Origin of the sequence: Streptomyces sp. NPDC091272 (assembly GCF_044757485.1) — a bacterium.
GTDB lineage: Bacteria > Actinomycetota > Actinomycetes > Streptomycetales > Streptomycetaceae > Streptomyces.
Genome location: NZ_JBIVVC010000007.1, coordinates 16,458 through 34,119 on the forward strand (window position 1 = coordinate 16,458; position 17,662 = coordinate 34,119).

The 17,662-nt window shown below is 71.8% G+C and carries 14 protein-coding genes and 1 pseudogene; 9 read left to right on the top strand and 6 right to left on the bottom strand.

The window, feature by feature from the left end; translation table 11 throughout:
- Positions 1 to 254: 254 nt before the first annotated feature.
- Positions 255 to 1,484 (top strand): phosphoserine phosphatase SerB, encoded by a 1,230-nt coding sequence (serB, locus tag ACIQM4_RS20305; RefSeq protein WP_401593257.1) that lies wholly within the window; start codon positions 255 to 257, stop codon positions 1,482 to 1,484.
- Between the two features lie 124 nt (positions 1,485 to 1,608).
- On the opposite strand, the gene ACIQM4_RS20310 is transcribed toward serB, so the two are convergent.
- The 4 genes from ACIQM4_RS20310 to ACIQM4_RS20325 all read right to left on the bottom strand — a co-directional run bounded on the left by ACIQM4_RS20310 (position 1,609) and on the right by ACIQM4_RS20325 (position 4,190).
- Positions 1,609 to 2,127, bottom strand: coding sequence for a SixA phosphatase family protein (locus ACIQM4_RS20310; protein WP_401593260.1), 519 nt, complete (start codon positions 2,125 to 2,127; stop codon positions 1,609 to 1,611).
- An 82-nt stretch (positions 2,128 to 2,209) separates the two neighbouring features.
- Positions 2,210 to 2,413: a hypothetical protein gene (locus tag ACIQM4_RS20315; RefSeq protein WP_401593262.1), complete on the bottom strand. Its 204-nt coding sequence runs from the start codon at positions 2,411 to 2,413 to the stop codon at positions 2,210 to 2,212.
- 190 nt (positions 2,414 to 2,603) lie between these two features.
- Complete coding sequence (locus ACIQM4_RS20320) at positions 2,604 to 2,720, bottom strand: SGM_5486 family transporter-associated protein (protein WP_401593265.1); 117 nt, start codon at positions 2,718 to 2,720, stop codon at positions 2,604 to 2,606.
- A gap of 108 nt (positions 2,721 to 2,828) precedes the next feature.
- Complete coding sequence (locus tag ACIQM4_RS20325; protein WP_401593266.1) at positions 2,829 to 4,190, bottom strand: CynX/NimT family MFS transporter; 1,362 nt, start codon at positions 4,188 to 4,190, stop codon at positions 2,829 to 2,831.
- Positions 4,191 to 4,318: 128 nt separating this feature from the next.
- On the opposite strand from ACIQM4_RS20325, the gene ACIQM4_RS20330 reads away from it, so the two are divergent.
- Complete coding sequence (locus ACIQM4_RS20330; protein WP_401593269.1) at positions 4,319 to 5,017, top strand: FadR/GntR family transcriptional regulator; 699 nt, start codon at positions 4,319 to 4,321, stop codon at positions 5,015 to 5,017.
- A 58-nt stretch (positions 5,018 to 5,075) separates the two neighbouring features.
- Here ACIQM4_RS20330 and ACIQM4_RS20335 read toward each other — a convergent pair.
- A pseudogene (locus tag ACIQM4_RS20335) lies at positions 5,076 to 5,384 on the bottom strand (hypothetical protein); the annotation flags it as partial.
- 475 nt (positions 5,385 to 5,859) lie between these two features.
- Between ACIQM4_RS20335 and ACIQM4_RS20340 the strand changes: the two are divergent.
- The 7 genes from ACIQM4_RS20340 to ACIQM4_RS20370 all read left to right on the top strand — a co-directional run bounded on the left by ACIQM4_RS20340 (position 5,860) and on the right by ACIQM4_RS20370 (position 15,491).
- Positions 5,860 to 7,290, top strand: a complete 1,431-nt coding sequence (locus tag ACIQM4_RS20340; RefSeq protein ID WP_401593271.1) for an amidohydrolase family protein — start codon at positions 5,860 to 5,862, stop codon at positions 7,288 to 7,290.
- Positions 7,291 to 7,514: 224 nt separating this feature from the next.
- Complete coding sequence (locus ACIQM4_RS20345) at positions 7,515 to 8,978, top strand: nucleobase:cation symporter-2 family protein (protein WP_401593274.1); 1,464 nt, start codon at positions 7,515 to 7,517, stop codon at positions 8,976 to 8,978.
- A 47-nt stretch (positions 8,979 to 9,025) separates the two neighbouring features.
- Positions 9,026 to 9,769 carry a GntR family transcriptional regulator gene (locus ACIQM4_RS20350; RefSeq protein ID WP_401593277.1) on the top strand — a complete coding sequence of 248 codons (744 nt, stop codon included), beginning with the start codon at positions 9,026 to 9,028 and terminating at the stop codon, positions 9,767 to 9,769.
- 117 nt (positions 9,770 to 9,886) lie between these two features.
- The gene (locus tag ACIQM4_RS20355; RefSeq protein WP_401593280.1) at positions 9,887 to 12,124 is read left to right on the top strand and encodes a molybdopterin cofactor-binding domain-containing protein; all 2,238 of its coding nucleotides are present in this window, start codon (positions 9,887 to 9,889) and stop codon (positions 12,122 to 12,124) included.
- Between the two features lie 106 nt (positions 12,125 to 12,230).
- On the top strand, positions 12,231 to 13,181 hold the full coding sequence (locus ACIQM4_RS20360; RefSeq protein WP_401593283.1) for an amidohydrolase family protein: 951 nt from the start codon (positions 12,231 to 12,233) through the stop codon (positions 13,179 to 13,181).
- A 188-nt stretch (positions 13,182 to 13,369) separates the two neighbouring features.
- Positions 13,370 to 14,116: a hypothetical protein gene (locus ACIQM4_RS20365; RefSeq protein WP_401593285.1), complete on the top strand. Its 747-nt coding sequence runs from the start codon at positions 13,370 to 13,372 to the stop codon at positions 14,114 to 14,116.
- A complete protein-coding gene (locus ACIQM4_RS20370) occupies positions 14,103 to 15,491 on the top strand; it encodes a UbiD family decarboxylase (RefSeq protein ID WP_401593288.1) in 1,389 nt (462 codons plus the stop codon). Before ACIQM4_RS20365 ends, ACIQM4_RS20370 begins: the two co-directional genes overlap by 14 nt.
- A gap of 11 nt (positions 15,492 to 15,502) precedes the next feature.
- On the opposite strand, the gene ACIQM4_RS20375 is transcribed toward ACIQM4_RS20370, so the two are convergent.
- Positions 15,503 to 17,014: a PHB depolymerase family esterase gene (locus ACIQM4_RS20375; RefSeq protein WP_401593290.1), complete on the bottom strand. Its 1,512-nt coding sequence runs from the start codon at positions 17,012 to 17,014 to the stop codon at positions 15,503 to 15,505.
- Positions 17,015 to 17,662 lie beyond the last annotated feature (648 nt).

The following is a 17,662-nucleotide window of genomic DNA, read 5'->3' on the forward strand; positions in this document are numbered from 1 at the left end:
TCACGCCCGCGTCAGGCCTGCCTGGCGGCGGTAGGTCACGCCCGCGTCAGGCCTGCCTGGCGGCGGTAGGTCGCGCCGGGCCTGCCCCTCCGCGCCGGGCCTGCCCCTCCGCGCGTTCCTCGCGACTCCGCGGCCGGGGCCACGGGGAGCCGTGGAGGGGGGCCGCCCCCGGAGGCCCCCTTTGTCCCACCCCCTGTCCGGCAGTCGGGACGGGTGGCGACGGTGTTGCGCCAGGCCGATACGGTGGGAGCACCATGAGCGCACTGCCGACTGCCGACGTCCCCCCCGCCGACGTCCCCACCCTTCTCGTCAAGATCTTCGGGAAGGACCGCCCCGGGATCACCGCCGGGCTCTTCGACACCCTCGCCGCCTACTCGGTCGACGTCGTCGACATCGAACAGGTGGTGACCCGTGGCCGCATCGTCCTGTGCGTCCTGGTCACCGAGCCGACCGTGAGCACCTCCGGCGAGCTGCGGGCGACCGTGCACAGCTGGGCCGACTCCATCAACCTCCAGGCCGAGATCATCTCCGGCAAGGGCGACAACCGACCGCGTGGCAGCGGCCGTTCGCACGTGACCGTGCTCGGGCATCCGCTGACCGCCGAGTCGACGGCGGCCATAGCGGCCAGGATCACCGGGACCGGCGGCAACATCGACCGTATCTTCCGGCTCGCCAAGTACCCGGTGACGGCTGTGGAGTTCGCCGTCTCGGGCGTGGAGACGGAGCCGCTGCGCAGTGCGCTCGCCGTCGAGGCCGCGGGGATCGGCGTGGACGTGGCCGTCGTTTCGGCGGGCCTGCACCGGCGGGCCCAGCGGCTCGTCGTGATGGACGTCGACTCGACCCTCATCCAGGACGAGGTCATCGAGCTGTTCGCCGCCCACGCCGGGTGCGAGGCCGAGGTCGCCGCAGTCACCGAGCAGGCGATGCGCGGGGAGCTGGACTTCGAGCAGTCCCTGCACGCGCGGGTGGCGCTGCTCGCAGGGCTGGACGCCGAGGTCGTGGACAAGGTGCGGGCCGAGGTGCGGATGACTCCGGGTGCCCGCACCCTGATTCGTACGCTCAAGCGGCTGGGCTATCAAGTCGGCGTCGTCTCCGGGGGGTTCACCCAGGTCACCGACGCGCTGAAGGACGAGCTCTCGCTCGATTTCGCGTCCGCCAACACGCTGGAGATCGTCGACGGGAAGCTGACCGGCCGGGTCGTGGGCGAGATCGTGGACCGGGCGGGCAAGGCGCGGTTGTTGCGTCGTTTCGCCGCCGTGGCGGGGGTGCCGCTGGACCAGACGGTGGCGATCGGCGACGGCGCGAACGACCTCGACATGCTCAACGCGGCCGGTCTGGGCGTCGCGTTCAACGCCAAGCCGGTGGTCAGGCAGGCCGCCGACACCGCGGTGAACGTGCCGTTCCTGGACACCGTGCTCTATCTGCTGGGCATCACGCGCGAAGAGGTCGAGGCGGCGGACGGGGACGCCGTCCACCTGCACTGACGTCGCGCCCGCGCCCGGCACTCATGCCAAGACGGCGGAAGGGGCCCGGGGAGCAGAAGCTTCCCGGGCCCCTTCGTGCCGGTGGCGGGCGCCGTCAGTCGTGCGGGCGGGGCCCAGTAGTCCGTCAGTCGTGCGGGGCCCAGTAATCCGTCAGCCGGCCCACTCCGTGCTCCACGGACTTCCACGAGCCCGTGAACTCCACGACGGCGAACGTCGCCGTGGGGAAGCCGCTCTTGGTCATCCGGGCCAGTGCGTCCGGTTCCGCCCGGCCGGCCAGGGCGTCGGCGAGGGCGTGCATCCCGGGGTTGTGGCCGATCACCAGGAGGTCGTTCACCTCGTCGGGGACCTCGTTGAGCAGGGCGATGAGCTCTCCCAGCGACGCTTCGTACAGCCGGTCCTCGTAGACGGTCTTCGGCCGGTGCGGCATCTCCTGCACGGCCAGCTTCCAGGTCTCACGGGTTCTGGCGGCGGTCGAGCACAGTGCCAGGTCGAAGGTGATGCCGGTGTCCGCCAGTTTGCGGCCCGCCGTGGGGGCATCCCTGCGGCCTCGCTCCGCGAGCGGGCGGTCGTGGTCGGACACCTGCGGCCAGTCGGCCTTGGCGTGCCGGAGAAGGACGATCCTGCGAGGTGTATCGGCGCTCATGCACCCCAGCTTGCCACGAAATGCGCGTCACGGCCCGGGGTGTTGAGGGGCTCCCCCACCGGGGTGGCCACCGGCGGACGGATCAGAGGGAGAGCGCGTCCAGGACCCGCTCCAGCAGGTAGGCGATGCCGGGGGTCTGGGAAGTCACGCCGGCGGCGTGCGCCTGGCCGGGGCCGGTCATCAGCACCAGCAGGACGGCGAAGGCCAGGACCGGGAGTGCGACGGACCACCACGGAAGCCGCTCGGCGGTGGCCGTGCGGCGGGCGGTGTGCGTGGGGGCCGACATGGCCGCCTCCGAGGAATCGGGTGTTTCCGAGGGACACCCACGAACCTACGGAGCCGGCAGGAGCACGCCCATCCGGTGAACTCCCCACTTCACCCTGAGTCCAGCCCCCTAGGGGATGGTGGGGCCAGCACCACCGTCCGCCGGGAGGAGGTGGCACGGAGAGGCGATCGCGGCGGTCACGGCGTGGCGGTCACGGAGAGGCGATCGTGGCGATCACGGCGATGATCACGGTGACGGCGAGCATCGCGCCGAGCACGATCAGGAACTTCTTCTGACCGTTCTGGGGGTTCGGTTCGAGTACGGGCATGGCGCCAGTCTCGCACCCTTTGCCCCCTTCCCCGCGCCCGGGTCCCGGCTCCCCCTGGGCCGGGCCCGGCTCCCCCGCGGGTGGGTCCCGGTGGTCGGCGGGCGTCTCTCAGACCGCCAGTTCCCGCTCGATCGTACGGTTGCGGCCCGCCAGCACGCCGACGGCCATCTGCGGCACCATCAGGGCCGCCATCAGGGCGATCGGCAGTCCCCAGCCACCGCTCGCGTCGTGCAGGACACCGATGAGCAGCGGGCCGGGGATGGAGATCAGATAGCCGATGCTCTGGGCGAAGGCGGAGAGCTTGACGACACCCTGGTGGCTCCTGGCACGCAACCCGATCATGGTGAGGGCGAGCGGGAACGCGCAGTTGGAGACGCCGAGCAGCAGCGCCCAGACCCACGCGCCACCCGCGGGGGCGAGGTAGAGGCCCGCGTATCCGGAGAGGCCGCACAGGCCCAGCACGAGGACCACGGGCCCCTGGTGGGTCAGCCGGGTCGCGACGCGCGGGATGACGAAGGCGAGCGGGATGCCCATCGCCATCGTGAGCGCGAGCAGCATGCCCGACGTGCCGGCCGAGATGCCCGCGTCGCGGAAGATCTGCGGCATCCAGCCCATGGTGATGTACGCGGCCGTGGCCTGGAGGCCGAAGAAGCAGGCCAGCGCCCAGGCGGTACGGGAGCGGACCATGCGCAGGGCCGGCGCGGCGGCGGCCGGGGCCTCGGCCGCCGACTCCAGCGCTTCGACCTCGGGGCCGTCGGCGGAGGGCTTCGCCGAGGAACCCGCGGAGGGCCTCCCCTGTGCGCGTGCGCGGCCGTGCCTCACGGCCAGCGGCACCCAGACGCTGAGCGCGAGCACCGCCAGGACGCCCCAGACGGCGAGGCCGGTCTGCCAGCTGCCGCCGAGCGCCCCGGTCAGCGGGACGGTGGACAGCGCGGCCAGCGAGGTGCCGATCGCCAGGGCCATCGAGTAGAGCCCGGTCATGGTGGAGACGCGGTCGGGGAACCACTGCTTGACGATGGCAGGCAGCAGGATGTTGCTGACGGCGATGCCGACCAGGGCGAGCGCACTGGCGGCGAGGAAGCCCGCGGTGCCGCCTGCGAACGGCCGCAGGAACAGGCCGACGGCGATCGCGGTCATGCCCGCGCAGACGATCGCGGCCGGGCCGAACCGGCGGGCGAGACGCGGCGCCATGATGCCGAAGACCGCGAAGCAGACGGACGGCACCGAGGTGACCAGGCCCGCGACGGCGCCGCTCATCCCGAGCCCCTTGCGGACCTCTTCGAGGAGGGGGCCGAGACTGGTGATGGCGGGGCGGAGGTTCAGCGCGGCGAGCACCAGACCGACGACCATGAGCCGGACGAGCCACACGGAGTACGCGGGCGTGGTCCGGGGAGCGTCCACAGGGGCGGTTCGGGGCTTCTGTGCGGTGCTGGGCTCGGGGCTCAGGGTCCGGGTTTCGTCGACTGGCATAAGGTCCATCATAGAATCATGGGATGATTGGTTGTCCAATCGTCGCCGTTCGTCCTCAGTCCCCTTTTGCCGCTCGCCCTCCACCACCCCCTCCCCCTCTCTCCGTCCCGCCCCGAACGAGGAGCACCATGACGCTGACCTCTCCCCGGCGTTCCGCACTCTCCGACCAGGTCATCACCGCCCTGCGCAACCAGATCACCTCCGGCGAGTGGCCCGTGGGGTCACGCATTCCGACCGAACCGGAGCTGGTCGAGCAGCTGGGCGTGGCACGCAACACGGTCCGCGAGGCGGTGCGCGCGCTCGCGCACAACGGACTGCTGGACATCCGGCAGGGTTCGGGGACCTACGTCCTGGCGACGAGTGAGCTGGCCGGTGTGATGCACCGCCGGTTCGCCGACGCGGACCCGCTGCACATCGCCGAGCTGCGCTCCACCCTGGAGTCGTCGGCCGGGCGGCTGGCCGCGCACCGCCGCACCGAGAAGGACATCAAGCAGCTGGACGCAACTCTCGCCCGCCGAGAGGAGGCCTGGGCCTCGGGGGACGCGGAACAGTTCGTGACGGCGGACGCCTCGCTGCACCTGGCGGTGGTGGCGGCCTCCCACAACGACGTGCTGATCGCTCTCTACGCCGACCTCGGCGACCTGTTGCGGGACTGGCTGCGGGACGACATCGGGCACGAGCTGCGACCGGAGGACCACATGGACCACGCCCGGCTGATCGAGGCGATCAGGGCCGGTGATCCGGAGACCGCCGCGGCCGAGGCGTCCGGCTACGCCTTGAGGTGCCTGGCCGAGCGGGGCCGCCTCACGGGGTGCGCCCACGGCTGAGGTTCTCGCCGGCGGTGTCGGGGGCACGCTCGTGGCCGGGATTCTTGCCGGCGGTGTCCGGGACGCGCTCGTGGCTGACCCACGCGCTCCCGACCTCCTTCCAGCACCGCCCGGAGATCCGTACGGTCTCGGCGGGGCCCACCTCGACCTGACGCCCGTCGCCGTCGACGTCCCACCAGCGCACGCATTCGGTGTGCAGCCGGACCAGGTCCACCTCGGGGTAGGGGTTGTGGCAGTACGCGACGACGCGGGAACGCTCGACCGCCGTGCGGCAGGTGGAGCCGGCTCGTGCGGTCGGGGCGGCAGGGCCGGCGGGTGTCTCCTCGGAGGCGACGAGGGCCCGCGCCAGCGAGTGGGCGTCGGTCAGCTCGCCGGACCCGGACCGCTCGGAGGACCCAGGCTGCGCGCCTGCCTCGGACCGCACGGTGCCGAACGCCGACGCGGCGGCAGAGGATGCGGAGTCTGCGGAGGACGCGGAGTCTGCGGAGGCGGACGCGAGCTCCCGCTCGGAGCCACCGGACAGTGCCGCAGGAGCGGCCGTCGCGAAGGCGGCCAGCAGCGTCGAGGTCAGGACGAGCGCAGTGGTCCTCTTGCGGTGGGCCGTCACCCGCCACCTCTTCCCCGTCACTCACCCGTACTCGCGGCGCACCCGTACTCACGTACTCACGCGCGGAACCGGGCCGGGTACATCCCGGTTTGCCCAGTCTGGGGGGAGTCTGCGGGGTTTTCGACTTGAGAGACGTCTGACAAGCACGTTCCGTCGCGGAGGGTTGACAGGTCGATTGGCCTGAATATGTTACATGCAACATTGAGCATGTGCCGACCCTCTCGGGAGGACCTCCATGCACGCCACGCAACCGTTCGAGTCCGACGGCTCCCTCCAGTGCGACCTGCTGTTCTCCGGCGGGCGGGTGGTGACCGTCGACGGACGGCGGAACGTGTACGAACCCGGCTCGGTGGCCGTGTCCGGGAACCGCGTCGTGGCGGTCGGCCCCGCCGCCGAGATCGACGCCAGGTGGCAGGCGGCGCGGACCGTCGACTGCCGGGGCAAGGCGGTGCTGCCCGGTTTCGTCGACGGGCACTCGCACCTCTTCCAGGCGCTGGCCAGGGGCATGGGCGAGGGACTGTCGATCTGGCCCTGGCTCTGCGAGTTCATGTGGCCCTACTCGATAGCCGTCGACCCCGAGGACGCCCGGGTGGCAGCCACGCTCGGGGCGGTGGAGGCACTGCGCTCGGGCATCACCACGGTGGTCGACAACCACTACGCGCCCACCGACCCCGACACCGTGCTGGCCGTGGCGCGGGCCGTCGAGTCGGCCGGTCTGCGGGGTGCGATCGCGCGCGGCATGCTCGGCCGCAAGACCGAGGTCGCCGCCGCGCGCGGGCTCCCCGACGCCCTGTACCGCTACTCCACCCAGGAGGAATTGGACATCACCCGCGATTGCATGCAGCGTCGACCGCCGCGTGGTTCGATCGTCGAGATCTGGCCCGCGCCGCTCAATCTGAGCTACGTGGACCAGGACCTGGTCCGGGGCGCGGTGGAGCTCGCCGCCGAGTTCGGGACGCGCTGGCACACGCACTGTTCGGAGGGCGCGAAGGACCCCGCGAGCTTTTCGGAGGCCTACGGCGTACGCCCCGTGGAGTGGCTGGCCAGGGAGGGCCTGCTGGACGAGCGTGCCACCCTGGCGCACGCGGTCTGGCTGGACGACGCCGAGGTCAAGCACGTCGGTGAGCGGCGGGCGGGGATCTCGCACAACCCGACGTCCAACGCCTATCTGGCCTCCGGGGTGATGCGGCTGCGGGCGCTGCGGGACGCGGGAGCCGTGGTGTCGCTGGGCACCGACGGCCCGAGCGCGGGGCACCGGCAGGACATGTTCGAGGTGATGAAGCAGACCCTTCTCGGTCAGCGCCAGCACCATCTCGACCCGGCGGCGGTCCGCTGCGAGGAAGCCCTGGAACTGGCCACCAGGGAGGGCGGGAAGTACGCCGGGACGAACACCGGCACCCTCTCCGTCGGCGCCCCCGCCGACCTCGTGGTCGTCGCCCTCGACCGCCCGCACCTGCGCCCCGTGCACCGGACGGTCGCCACGCTCGTGTACTCGGCGCGCGGCAGCGACGTGGAGATGACCGTGGTCGACGGGCGGGTGGTCCTTGAGGACGGCCGTTGTGTCCTGGTCGACGAGGCGGCGCTCCTGGAGGAGGCGCAGGAACGGGCCGAACGCCTGGTCTCCCGCGCCGGTTTCGACGCGCTGCGCAGCCCGTGGCAGCACTGAGCTCCTCGTAGCCCCGCGTACCCCGTCGCAGCACGTACGTCACGCCCGCCGCGTACACACGCCACGCCCGCCGCGCACGTACCTCACGCCCGCCCCGCCCCAGTACCCCACAAGCCTCCCGAAGAGCCCCACGTCGCCTCACCCAGGCTGCCCGTCCGCGGCCCCCGTAAGTGCGCATACAAGGACCCCCGCCGTCACCGACGCCGGGTGGAGGGAGAACGCACATGTCCCGCACGACAGAACAGGGCTGTACGGACGACCCGAACACACCGCAGGAGACGCCGGACCCCGTCGAGGCGGTGCCGTCGTTCTGGCGGCTCGCGGTCTACGGGTTCCAGCACGTGCTCGCCTTCTACGCCGGAGCGGTGGTGATGCCCCTGCTGGTCGCCCAGGGCATCGGGCTGCCCGAGCAGGACATCGGTCTGCTGGTCAACGCGTCCCTGCTGACCTGCGGTATCGCCACGCTGCTGCAGGCGGTGGGCTTCAAGGGGGTCGGCATCAAGCTGCCGATCGTGCAGGGCACCTCGACCACCGCCGTGCCCTCGCTCGTCTCGGTGGGGCTGGCGGCCGGCGGCGCGAAGGCCGGGATGCCGTCCGTGCTGGGGGCGGTGGTCGCGGCGGGGCTCGCCCTGTTCGTGATCGCGCCCGTCTTCAGCAGACTGGTGAAGTACTTCCCTCCGCTGGTCACCGGCACCATCGTGACGATCGTGGGGATCACCCTGCTCGGCGTGGCCGCCCGGCAGGTGGGTGGCGGCGATCCGAGTGCCGAGTCCTTCGGCTCTCCGGCCCAACTGGGGCTGGCCGCGGTGACGTTCGTGGTCATCCTGCTGCTGCACAAGTTCTCGCGCGGCTTCCTGGCCACCATCGCCGTACTGGCGGGTCTGGTCGTGGGGACCGTGGTGGCCGCGGTCCTCGGCAGGACGGACTTCTCCAGGATCGGGGACGCCTCCTGGATCGGGATGGCGGCGCCGCTGCACTACGGCATCCGGTTCGACACGATCGCGGTCCTGTCCATCTTCATGGTCATGATCATCGTCGCGGTGGAGTCGATCGGGCAGTTCTTCGCGGTCGGCGAGATCGTCGGCCGGGAGGTGGACGGCAAGGGCGTCACCAGGGCGCTGCGGGCGGACGGGCTGGCCACCGCGGTCGCCGGTGTACTCAACTCCTTTCCCAGCACGGTCTATTCGCAGAACATCGGGCTGATCAGGCTCACCCGCGTCAAGAGCCGCTGGATCATCGCGTCGGCCGGCGTGATCATGATCGTGTTCGGCCTGGTGCCCAAGATCGGGGCGGTCGTCGCCGCGATGCCGGCCTCCGTGCTCGGTGGCGCCACGATCGTGCTGTTCGCGACGATCGCGGTGGTCGGGGTGCAGATCCTGCTCCAGGCGGACCTCACCGACCAGCGCAACACCGTCCTGGTGGCCGCGAGCATGGGCATCGGCTTTCTGCCGACGGCGTTCCCGCAGTTCGCCGAGCAGATGCCGACCAGGCAACTGCATGCACTGTTCGAGAGCGGCATCATCCTCGGCACGGTCACCGCTGTCCTGCTGAACCTGTTTTTTCACCATTTGCGGCTACCGGGCGGCCGTAGGAGGTCGGCTGCACCCGTTGACCCACCCGAAGATTACATGCAACATGAAGGCCAGCAGCCGGAGGAAGCCCGCAAGGCCGAGGCCGACACCGTGTAGCACCGACGAGCGCGCCGGGCCCCGGCAACCAGGACGGAAAGGCGAGGATGGCGACCGACGAGGCACAGCAGGCGGTGGACCGGGCGGTGAACCCGGTCGCGGCCGGAAGTCTGCTGGCGGACCGCGCGTACGACGAGCTGAAGGCAGCCGTGCTGGCGAACCGCCTGCGTCCGGGTGACGCGCTTTCCGTGCCGGCCCTCGCCACCCAGATGGGCATCAGCCGCAGCCCCGTCAGGGAGGCCGTCCAGCGGCTCATTCACGACGGACTCGCCTCCCACGTCCCGCACCGGGGCGCCGTGGTCTCCACCGTCGATCTCGCGGACGTGCGTCAGCTGTACGTGGTCCGCGAGGTCATGGAAGGGCTGGCGGCGCGCCTGGCCACCGAGCGGCTCGACGCCACCAAGGTCGGCGAGCTCCGCGAACTGCTCGAACAGCACGAGCGCGTGGTCACCTCGGACTACGACGAGCGGGCCCACATCGAGATGGACATGGCGTACCACAGCCTGATCCGCGAGGTGGCGGGCAACACCCATCTCACCGCCGCCCTCGACACCATCCAGGGCAAGGCGCACCTGGCGCTGCACTCCCTGTGGCGCAGCCCGGAGGCCCCGCGGCTCGCCGTCGCCGAGCACCGGCGCATCTTCGAGGCGATGACGGCCGGCGACCCGGACGCGGCGGAGCTCGCCGCCCGGGAGCACATCAGACGGCTGCGGATCCGGCTCTCCCAGGCGGTGGCCGCGGGCCCCGACCAGGACGGCACACGGGGGCCGGGGATCCACCCCGTTCCGTAACAGCCCCGCGCGGCAAGGCGGTTGACGCGTCGAGCAGCCGCACCTCACGTACCACCCGCACCTCACGAACCACCCGCACCACCCCGCCCCATTGCCGTGGAAGGGAAGCGAGCAGCCGTGAGCACTGTCACCGGAGTCAGGAACGGGGTGGGCGAGAGCGTTCTGCGGCCCGACGGCCGGCTGAAGGTCAGGGGGGACTTCGCGTACTCCTCGGACCTGCACGCGGACAACATGGTGTGGGGTGCGACGCTGCGCAGCCCGCACCCCTGCGCCCGTATCGTGCGCCTCGACCCCGCCAGGGCGCTGCGGCTTCCCGGTGTCGTCGCGGTCCTCACCCACGAGGACGTCCCCGGCCACCCGCTGTACGGCATGAAGGTCGCCGACCAGCCCGTGCTCGCCAAGGACGTGGTGCGCTACCAGGGCGAGCCGGTGGCGCTCGTGGCCGCCGACCACCCGGAGACCGCGCGCCGCGCCCTGCGCCTCATCGAGGTCGAGTACGAGACACGGACCCCGCTGACCGACCCGGAGGCGGCGGTCGTCGGCACCGGCCCCCGGGTGCACGCCCGGCGGGTCGACGGCAAGGACGACTTGGGCAACGTGGTGCGCCACGTCCGGATCCGGCACGGTGACATGGCGCGGGCCGAGCGCCTCGCCGAGGTGGTCGTCTCGGGCACGTACGACGTCGGCATGCAGGACCAGGCGTTCCTCGGCCCGGAGTCGGGGCTCGCGATACCCGCCGAGGACGGCGGGGTCGACGTGTACGTGTCGACGCAGTGGCTGTACGACGACCAGCACCAGATGTGTGCGGCGCTCGGACTCCCCCCGGAGAAGGTCCGGTTGACGATGTCGGGGGTGGGCGGGGCGTTCGGCGGCCGCGAGGACGTCTCGGTGCAGATCCACTCCGCGCTGCTCGCCCTGCACACCGGGCGCCCGGTGAAGATGAGCTACAACCGTGAGGAGTCCTTCTTCGGCCATGTGCACCGGCACCCGGCGAAGATGTGGTTCGAGCACGGGGCGACGCGCGACGGCAGGATCGTCTACGTGAAGGCGCGGCTGGTCTTCGACGGTGGCGCGTACACCTCCACCTCGCAGGTGGTCATCGCCAACGGCTCGTACTTCGCGGCCGGCGCCTACGACGTACCGCACGTCGAGATCGACGGCTACTCCGTCTTCACCAACAACCCGCCCTGCGGTGCGATGCGCGGTTTCGGCGCCGTGCAGTCCTGTTACGGGGTGGAGTCCAACCTCGACAAGCTCGCCCGCGAACTGAACATGGAGCCGGTCGAGTTGCGGATCCGCAACGCCATGAAGACCGGCACGGTCCTGCCGACGGGGCAGGCGGTCGACGGCCCCGCGCCCGCCGCCGAACTCCTCGAACGACTGCGTGACCGGCCGCTGCCGCCTTCCGGTGAGGGCGTCTTCGGCCTTCCCGGCGGTCTGAACAACACCACCCACGGCGAGGGCATCAGGCGCGGCGTCGGCTATGCCATCGGCGTCAAGGCGATCGGCTTCTCCGGTGGTGTCGACGATCGCTCGGTGGCCCGGGTCACGCTCTCGCTGGTAAACGGCGAGCCGGTCGCGCAGGTGCACACCTCGGCCGCCGAGTGCGGGCAGGGCATCGTCACCGTCCAGGCGCAGATCGTCCGCACGGAGCTGGGTGTCGAGCAGGTGACCGTCCTCCCCGCCGACACCCGGGTCGGCGACGCGGGCTCGTCCTCCGCCTCACGGATCAGCTGGATGAGCGGCGGCGCCGTGCAGGGCGCCTGCAAGGCGCTGCGCGAGCGGCTCGCCGCACTCGGCGACGACGGCCTGACCGAACTCCTGGCCGCGCACGGCCCGTTGACGGAGGAGTACGAGTACTCCCACCGGCGGACGTATCCGGTGGACCCGGAGTTCGGGCAGGGCCAGGCGCACATCGCCTTCGCGTTCGCCGCGCACCGCGCGGTGGTGGAGGTGGACACGGAGCTCGGGCTGGTGAAGGTGATCGAGCTGGCCACCGCCCAGGACGTCGGCAAGGCGATGAACCCGCTCGCCGTGGAGGGGCAGATCGAGGGCGGCAGCGCCCAGGGCCTGGGGCTGGCCCTGATGGAGGAACTGCATGTGAAGGACGGCAAGGTGCGCAACCCCTCCTTCACCGACTACCTCATCCCCACCATCGCGGACATGCCGTCCGTGCCCATCGACCTTCTCGAACTGCCGCACCCCGACTCGCCGTACGGCCTGAACGGGGTGGGCGAGCCGCCGACCCTCTCCTCCACGCCGGCCATCGCGAACGCCCTGCGCGACGCGACGGGGCTGGCCCTGGGCAGGGTGCCGGTGCGGCCGGACGACTTCATCCACACCGAAGGGAGGTGAGGCGGGCCCTGCCCTGGGTCCCCGAACGGTTCACCACGGTCCACACAAGCGCGACGTACGCCCGAGGGCTACGTACGACCAGAACCAGCAGGGAAGGAACAACACCTTGATCATCGACACCCATATGCACCCGACGAACATCGTCGACCAGGCGTGGCGACACGACGGCGAGCCGTTCACCGGTGAGCGGACGCTGAAGATGATGGACGGCCCCTTCATGATCAACGGGAAGCCGCGCCGGATCGACTACGGCTGCATCATGCCCCCGCCCGGCAACTCGGTGTGGCAGGACGGGATGCGCGGGGGTCGCGAGGGGATTCGCGATTACATGGCGTACATCACGAAGCTGGTCACGGAGTACCCGGACCGCTTCATCGGGAACTTCATGTACAACCCGCGCTTCGGGCCGGAGAACGGCGCGAAGGAGCTGAGGTTCCACGTCGAGGAGTACGGCTACAAGATGCTCAAGCTGCATGCGAACATGCATGCCTACCGCCCCGACCGGGCCCTGGACTGGCTGCGTCCGGTCCTGAAGGTCTGCGACGAGCTGGGCGTCCTCGTCCTGATCCACACCGGTGACGGGCCGTACTCGATCCCGACGCAGTTCTACCCGATCATCCGGGAGTTCCCGAACGTCAACTTCATCCTCGGCCACTTCGGTGTGCAGACGGGTGGCGTGTACTGCTTCGAGGCGCTCTACATGATCCTCGACTCGCCGAACGTGTACGGCGAGTCCGGCTGGCTCCTCCAGTCGCGCATCGTGGAGTTCGCGCAGCAGATGGAGAAGCACCAGCTGGTCTTCGGCACCGACTCGCCGCCGAACGAACCGGGTATGTGGGCGCGCGAGCTGGAGGTCCTCATGGGCCCGCCGCCGCAGGGCATGAACCTCTCCGAGGAGCACCTGGAGGGGTATCTCGGCAACAACGTGGCGAAGCTGCTGGGCCTGGAGCCCACCCCCGCGCCGCGTGACCAGGAGGAGGCGCAGCTGCGCCTGAAGAGCACCTACGCGACGCTGGAGAACCCGACGGCGACGTCGGCCGCGGAGATGCACGCGTAGGTCCCCGGACCGGGGCGGCTCCGCGGCTCGGGAGGCTCGGGGCCGCCCCCTCTTCCTTCGTCAGGCTTCTTCTGCTCCTCGTACGCGTTCTTCTGCTCCTCGTACGGCCTCTTCTGCTCCCCCGTACGCCCTCTCCTGCTCCCCCGTACGCCCTCTCCTGTCGACATGTTGAGAAAAGTGGTGCCGCAATGCAGCAGCGCATCGGTCATCTCGTCCCCTCCACCAGCATCGGCGTCGAGCGCTGGGCGGCCCAGATATGCAAGCCGGTCGCCATCGAGTCGGCGCACGCGATCGCCCGTGTCTCGCTGCCCGAGATCATGAGCGGTCCGGCGATCGCCCCGTCCCAGTCCGGCGAACTGACGCGTGCAGCAGCCCAGTTGGCGGACGCCGGAGTCCGCGCCGTGGTGTGGAGCGGCAGTTCGGCCGACCTGCACGGCGCGGCGCACGGCAGGGCGATGGCCCGCTGGATCGAGGAGGTGACGGGGGTACGCGCCTCCACGGTCACCCTCGGCCAGCTGGAGCTGCTGGCCCGCCGTGACATCGTCTCCCTCGCGCTGGTCTCCCCCGGCTCCGAGCAGACCGCGGGCCGCCTCGCGGACACCTATCTCGCCGCCGGCTTCAAGATCTCCTCGGTGACGGCGCTCGGCCTGACCACCGCGCGCGAGGCGGCGGAACTCCCCGTCTCCCGGGTGCGCCGGGTCCTGCTCGACGCGGACTTGCCGGACGCACAGTGCGTCGTGGTCGCGGGTACGGAACTTCCTGTCGCTCCCGTCGCGGCGCTGGTGGAACGGGAGTTGGGGAAACCGGTGTACGACGGCGCGCGGGTGGCCGTCCACACCGGACTCGAACTGCTCGGGCTCTGCGTCACCGCACCGGAGTGGGGCGAGATGTTCGGCGCGCCGCATCCGGCCGGGGTGTGCTGTGACACCCACTGAGCCGTCCGCCGCCTCCCAGGACCTGCGGGACTTCCTGCGCACGTATGCGGCGCTCCACCCGGACGACGTCCTGGACGTCGACGCGAAGCTCGACGGTGAGGACGTGGCGGCGCTCGTCCTGGAGCTCGCGCTGCGCGGCCGGGACGAACTGCTCGTCTGCCGTGACGTCGCCGGTCTGGACACCACTCTCGTCACGAACGTCTTCGCGTCGCGGCGCCGGGTGGCGCGGCTGCTGGGGACGGACCCGGCCGGGTTGCACCGGGCCTACCAGGCCGCCGCCGCGCGGAGGTGCACGCCCAGGGTGGTGCCGGACGGGCCGGTCCTTCAGGTGGTGGAGTCGGGCGACGACGTCGACCTCGCGTCGCTACCGCTGATCCAGCACTTCGCGTCGGACAGGGGCCCGTACATCACCAGCGGGATCATCGCCGCGGAGGCTCCCGCGGACGCCGACGGGCGCGCCGGGAACCTCAGTTACCACCGCTCGATGGTGCACGGCCGCAACGAGCTCTCCACCAGCCTGCACTCGCGCGGCCATCTGTGGCAGCTGCTGCGGCTGGCCGAGGAGCGGGGCGAGCGGCTGCCGGTGGCGCTGGTGCTGGGCGGGCATCCGCTCTTCATGCTGGCGGCCTCGGCCAGGCTGGGTGCCGGCACCGACGAACGGGACGTCGCGGGCGGGCTGTTCGGGGCTCCGCTGGAGGTCGTCAGGACCCCGAGGTACGGCATCCGGGTGCCGGCGAGTGCGGAGATCGTGCTGGAGGGGTACCTCGATCCCGCGCGGCACGCGCAGGAGGGGCCCTTCGGGGAGTTCTCCGGCTACTCCTCCGACCGGTCCACCAACGACGTGCTCACCGTGCAGACGGTGCTCAGGCGTGCGGACGCGCTGCTGCTGGACGTGGTCGGCGGCAACACCGACGAGCATCTGAACCTCGCCAGGATCCCGCGCGAGTCCGAGATGGCACAGAAGCTGAGCGACCGGTTCCCGGAGGTCACGGCGCTGTACTACCCGACGTCCGGCACGCACTTCCACGCGTACGTGGCACTGCGGGCGAGCCGCCCGGGGCAGGCCCGGCAGGTCATGCTGGGGCTTCTGGGCTGGGACCCGTACCTCAAGACGGTCGTCGCGGTGGACGAGGACGTGGACGTCACCCAGGACTCGCAGGTGCTCTGGGCGATGGCCACCCACCTCCAGCCGCACCGGGACGTGTTCGTGGTCGACGGCCTGCCCGGCAGCCCGCTCGACCCGTCCTCGACGGCGAACGGGACCACGTCACGGATGGCGCTCGACGCGACCCGGGGAGGGGATTTCCACGGGGTACGGATACGGGTCGGGCAGGAGCGGGTGGCCAGGGCGCGGGCGCTGCTGGACGGGGTTTGAGCCGGGGGGGCTTACCCGGTGGCCCCGGCGGCGCATCCCCCGCCGGGGCCGTCCGCGAGGACGAAGTAGCCGGGTGAGGTCTCGCGCAGGGTGTGGGTGACGGCGGTGTTCCACAGCCCCATGGCCTGCCCGGAGCCCACCGCGAACACCTGGCCGCCGCTCTGCCGGGCCCGGCCGGCCACGGTGTGGGCGTAGTTGTTCGCGGTGAAGCAGGCGCCACCGCCGGGCGGGGTGCCGGTGGTACGGACGGTGACGACGGCGGAGGGCGTCCCGCTACGCGCGTCGGGGCCGACGGCGGAGACCCGGTAGGCGTACGAGGTGCCGGGTGTCAGCCCGGTGTCGGTGTACGAGGTGCCGGTGGGGCCGGCGACCCGGGCGCCGTCGCGCAGGACCGCGTACGAGGCCGCCCCGGGAACGGCGTCCCAGGTGAGCGACGCGGTGGTGTCGCCGGCTCCGGTGAGCCGCACCCCGGTGGGCGCGGGCAGCGCGCCCGGTTCCTCACCCCCGCCGTCGCCGTCCAGCCCCCAGAAACGTGCGGTGTACAGGCTGGAGCAGAGGGTGTCGAGGTAGTACGTGGCGGCGGTGCCGCACTGCTCCTCCCCCGCGCCTGGGTCGACGGCGAGCCCGTGGGCCATCCCGGCGACCGAGTAGACCTGCACGGCGGGCCGGCCCGCCGGGTCGTCGTACTCGGTGAGGGTGGTGCGGCCGGGCAGCTCCGAGGTGCGGGAGGGCGTCTGCCCGGTGCCCCACACGTCGGTCCACTGGTCGCGGAGTTCGGTGGCGTTGGCGGGCCTGACCGTGGTGTCGGCGGTGCCCTGCCAGACGGCCACCCGGGGCCAGGCGGTGGTGCCGGCCGGGGCGGCGGCCCGCACCAGCGCACCCCACTGGGCGGGGGTGCGGTCCGGCGGGACGTACATGCAGGTGTACGCGGCGGAGGAACTGGTGGCGCAGGAGGCGGGCAGGCCGGAGGCGATCGAGCCGCCCGCGAAGACGTCCGGGTACGCGGCGAGGAGGTTGGCGGTCATCGCGCCGCCCGCGGACAGCCCGGTGAGGAACACGCGCCGGGGGTCGCCGCCGTACTGGGCGAGCACGGCGGTGACCGCCTGCCGGACGGACGCGGCCTCGCCCCGGTCGCGCGAACTGTCGCCGGGCTCGAACCAGTTGAAGCAGGACTGGGGATTGTTGGCGCCGTCGGTCTGCGGCAGCGCGAGCGCGAACCGGTGACGCGTGGCGATCCGGTCCCAGCCGGAGTGGGCGAAGTAGTCCGCCGCGCTCTGCCCGCATCCGTGCAGGGCCACCACGAGGGGGGCGTTCGGGGGGAGGTCGGCGGGGGCGTAGGAGTAGAGGGAGAGGTTGCCGGGGTTCGAGCCGAAGGCGGGGACACGGGTGAGGCCGGGGGCGGCGGCCTCGGCCACGACGCGCTCTGCTCCGGGACGTGCCACGGCGGGCTGCGCGGCGGTCAGCAGGCCGGCGGCGAGCGCGACAGCCGCGAGGACCGCGGCGAACGGACGGAGACGTTCCATGGTGCGGCTCCTGCGGGTGGGGGGCGGCGGAATCCTGAACCACCGGTGGTGCGGTGCAGGATGCGGTCCCACCGTTCGGGGAGGACATGGGCGCGGGCCCCAGGACAGGGACCCGCATTGTGTGGGCGGGGCCTCTTCCGCGGGGGCGGACGGGGGCGCGCATGGGTGGACGGGGGCGTGCTGGGGCGGGCGCGAGGCATGCGTCCTCCGACGCGGGGGGGGGAGGGGCGTGCGGGGGTGGACGCGGGGCCACATGCTTCCCCCGAGCCGGGGGGACGAAGGGGCGTGCGGGGGCGGGCGCGGGCATGCTTCCCCCGAGACGGGGGGGACGAAGGGGCGTGCGGGGGCGGGCGCGGGCATGCTTCCTCCGAGGCGGGGGGACGAAGGGGCGTGCGGGGGCGGGCATGCTTCCCCGACGCAGACACGGGGCACGCCTCTCCCCCTCGCGGGCGCGGACAGGCAGGACACACCTCCCTCGCGGGCGCGGACACCTCCCTCGCGGGCGCGGACACCCCCCTCGCGGGCGCGGACACCCCCCTCGCGGGCGCGGACACAGGACACACCTCCTCCCCTCGCGAGCGCGGACCGCAGGCCCCTCGCGGACACGGACCGCAGGACACGCCTCCTCCCCTCGCGGGCGCGGACAGG

Excerpts from the sequence above, each read along its gene's own strand:
- serB (WP_401593257.1), top strand. The coding sequence starts at position 255 with ATGAGCGCACTGCCGACTGCCGACGTCCCCCCCGCCGACGTCCCCACC.
- ACIQM4_RS20350 (WP_401593277.1), top strand. The coding sequence starts at position 9,026 with ATGGCGACCGACGAGGCACAGCAGGCGGTGGACCGGGCGGTGAACCCG.
- ACIQM4_RS20320 (WP_401593265.1), bottom strand. The coding sequence starts at position 2,720 with ATGCCCGTACTCGAACCGAACCCCCAGAACGGTCAGAAGAAGTTCCTG.
- ACIQM4_RS20310 (WP_401593260.1), bottom strand. The coding sequence starts at position 2,127 with ATGAGCGCCGATACACCTCGCAGGATCGTCCTTCTCCGGCACGCCAAG.
- ACIQM4_RS20365 (WP_401593285.1), top strand. The coding sequence starts at position 13,370 with ATGCAGCAGCGCATCGGTCATCTCGTCCCCTCCACCAGCATCGGCGTC.
- ACIQM4_RS20345 (WP_401593274.1), top strand. The coding sequence starts at position 7,515 with ATGTCCCGCACGACAGAACAGGGCTGTACGGACGACCCGAACACACCG.
- ACIQM4_RS20330 (WP_401593269.1), top strand. The coding sequence starts at position 4,319 with ATGACGCTGACCTCTCCCCGGCGTTCCGCACTCTCCGACCAGGTCATC.
- ACIQM4_RS20315 (WP_401593262.1), bottom strand. The coding sequence starts at position 2,413 with ATGTCGGCCCCCACGCACACCGCCCGCCGCACGGCCACCGCCGAGCGG.
- ACIQM4_RS20340 (WP_401593271.1), top strand. The coding sequence starts at position 5,860 with ATGCACGCCACGCAACCGTTCGAGTCCGACGGCTCCCTCCAGTGCGAC.
- ACIQM4_RS20375 (WP_401593290.1), bottom strand. The coding sequence starts at position 17,014 with ATGGAACGTCTCCGTCCGTTCGCCGCGGTCCTCGCGGCTGTCGCGCTC.
- ACIQM4_RS20325 (WP_401593266.1), bottom strand. The coding sequence starts at position 4,190 with ATGCCAGTCGACGAAACCCGGACCCTGAGCCCCGAGCCCAGCACCGCA.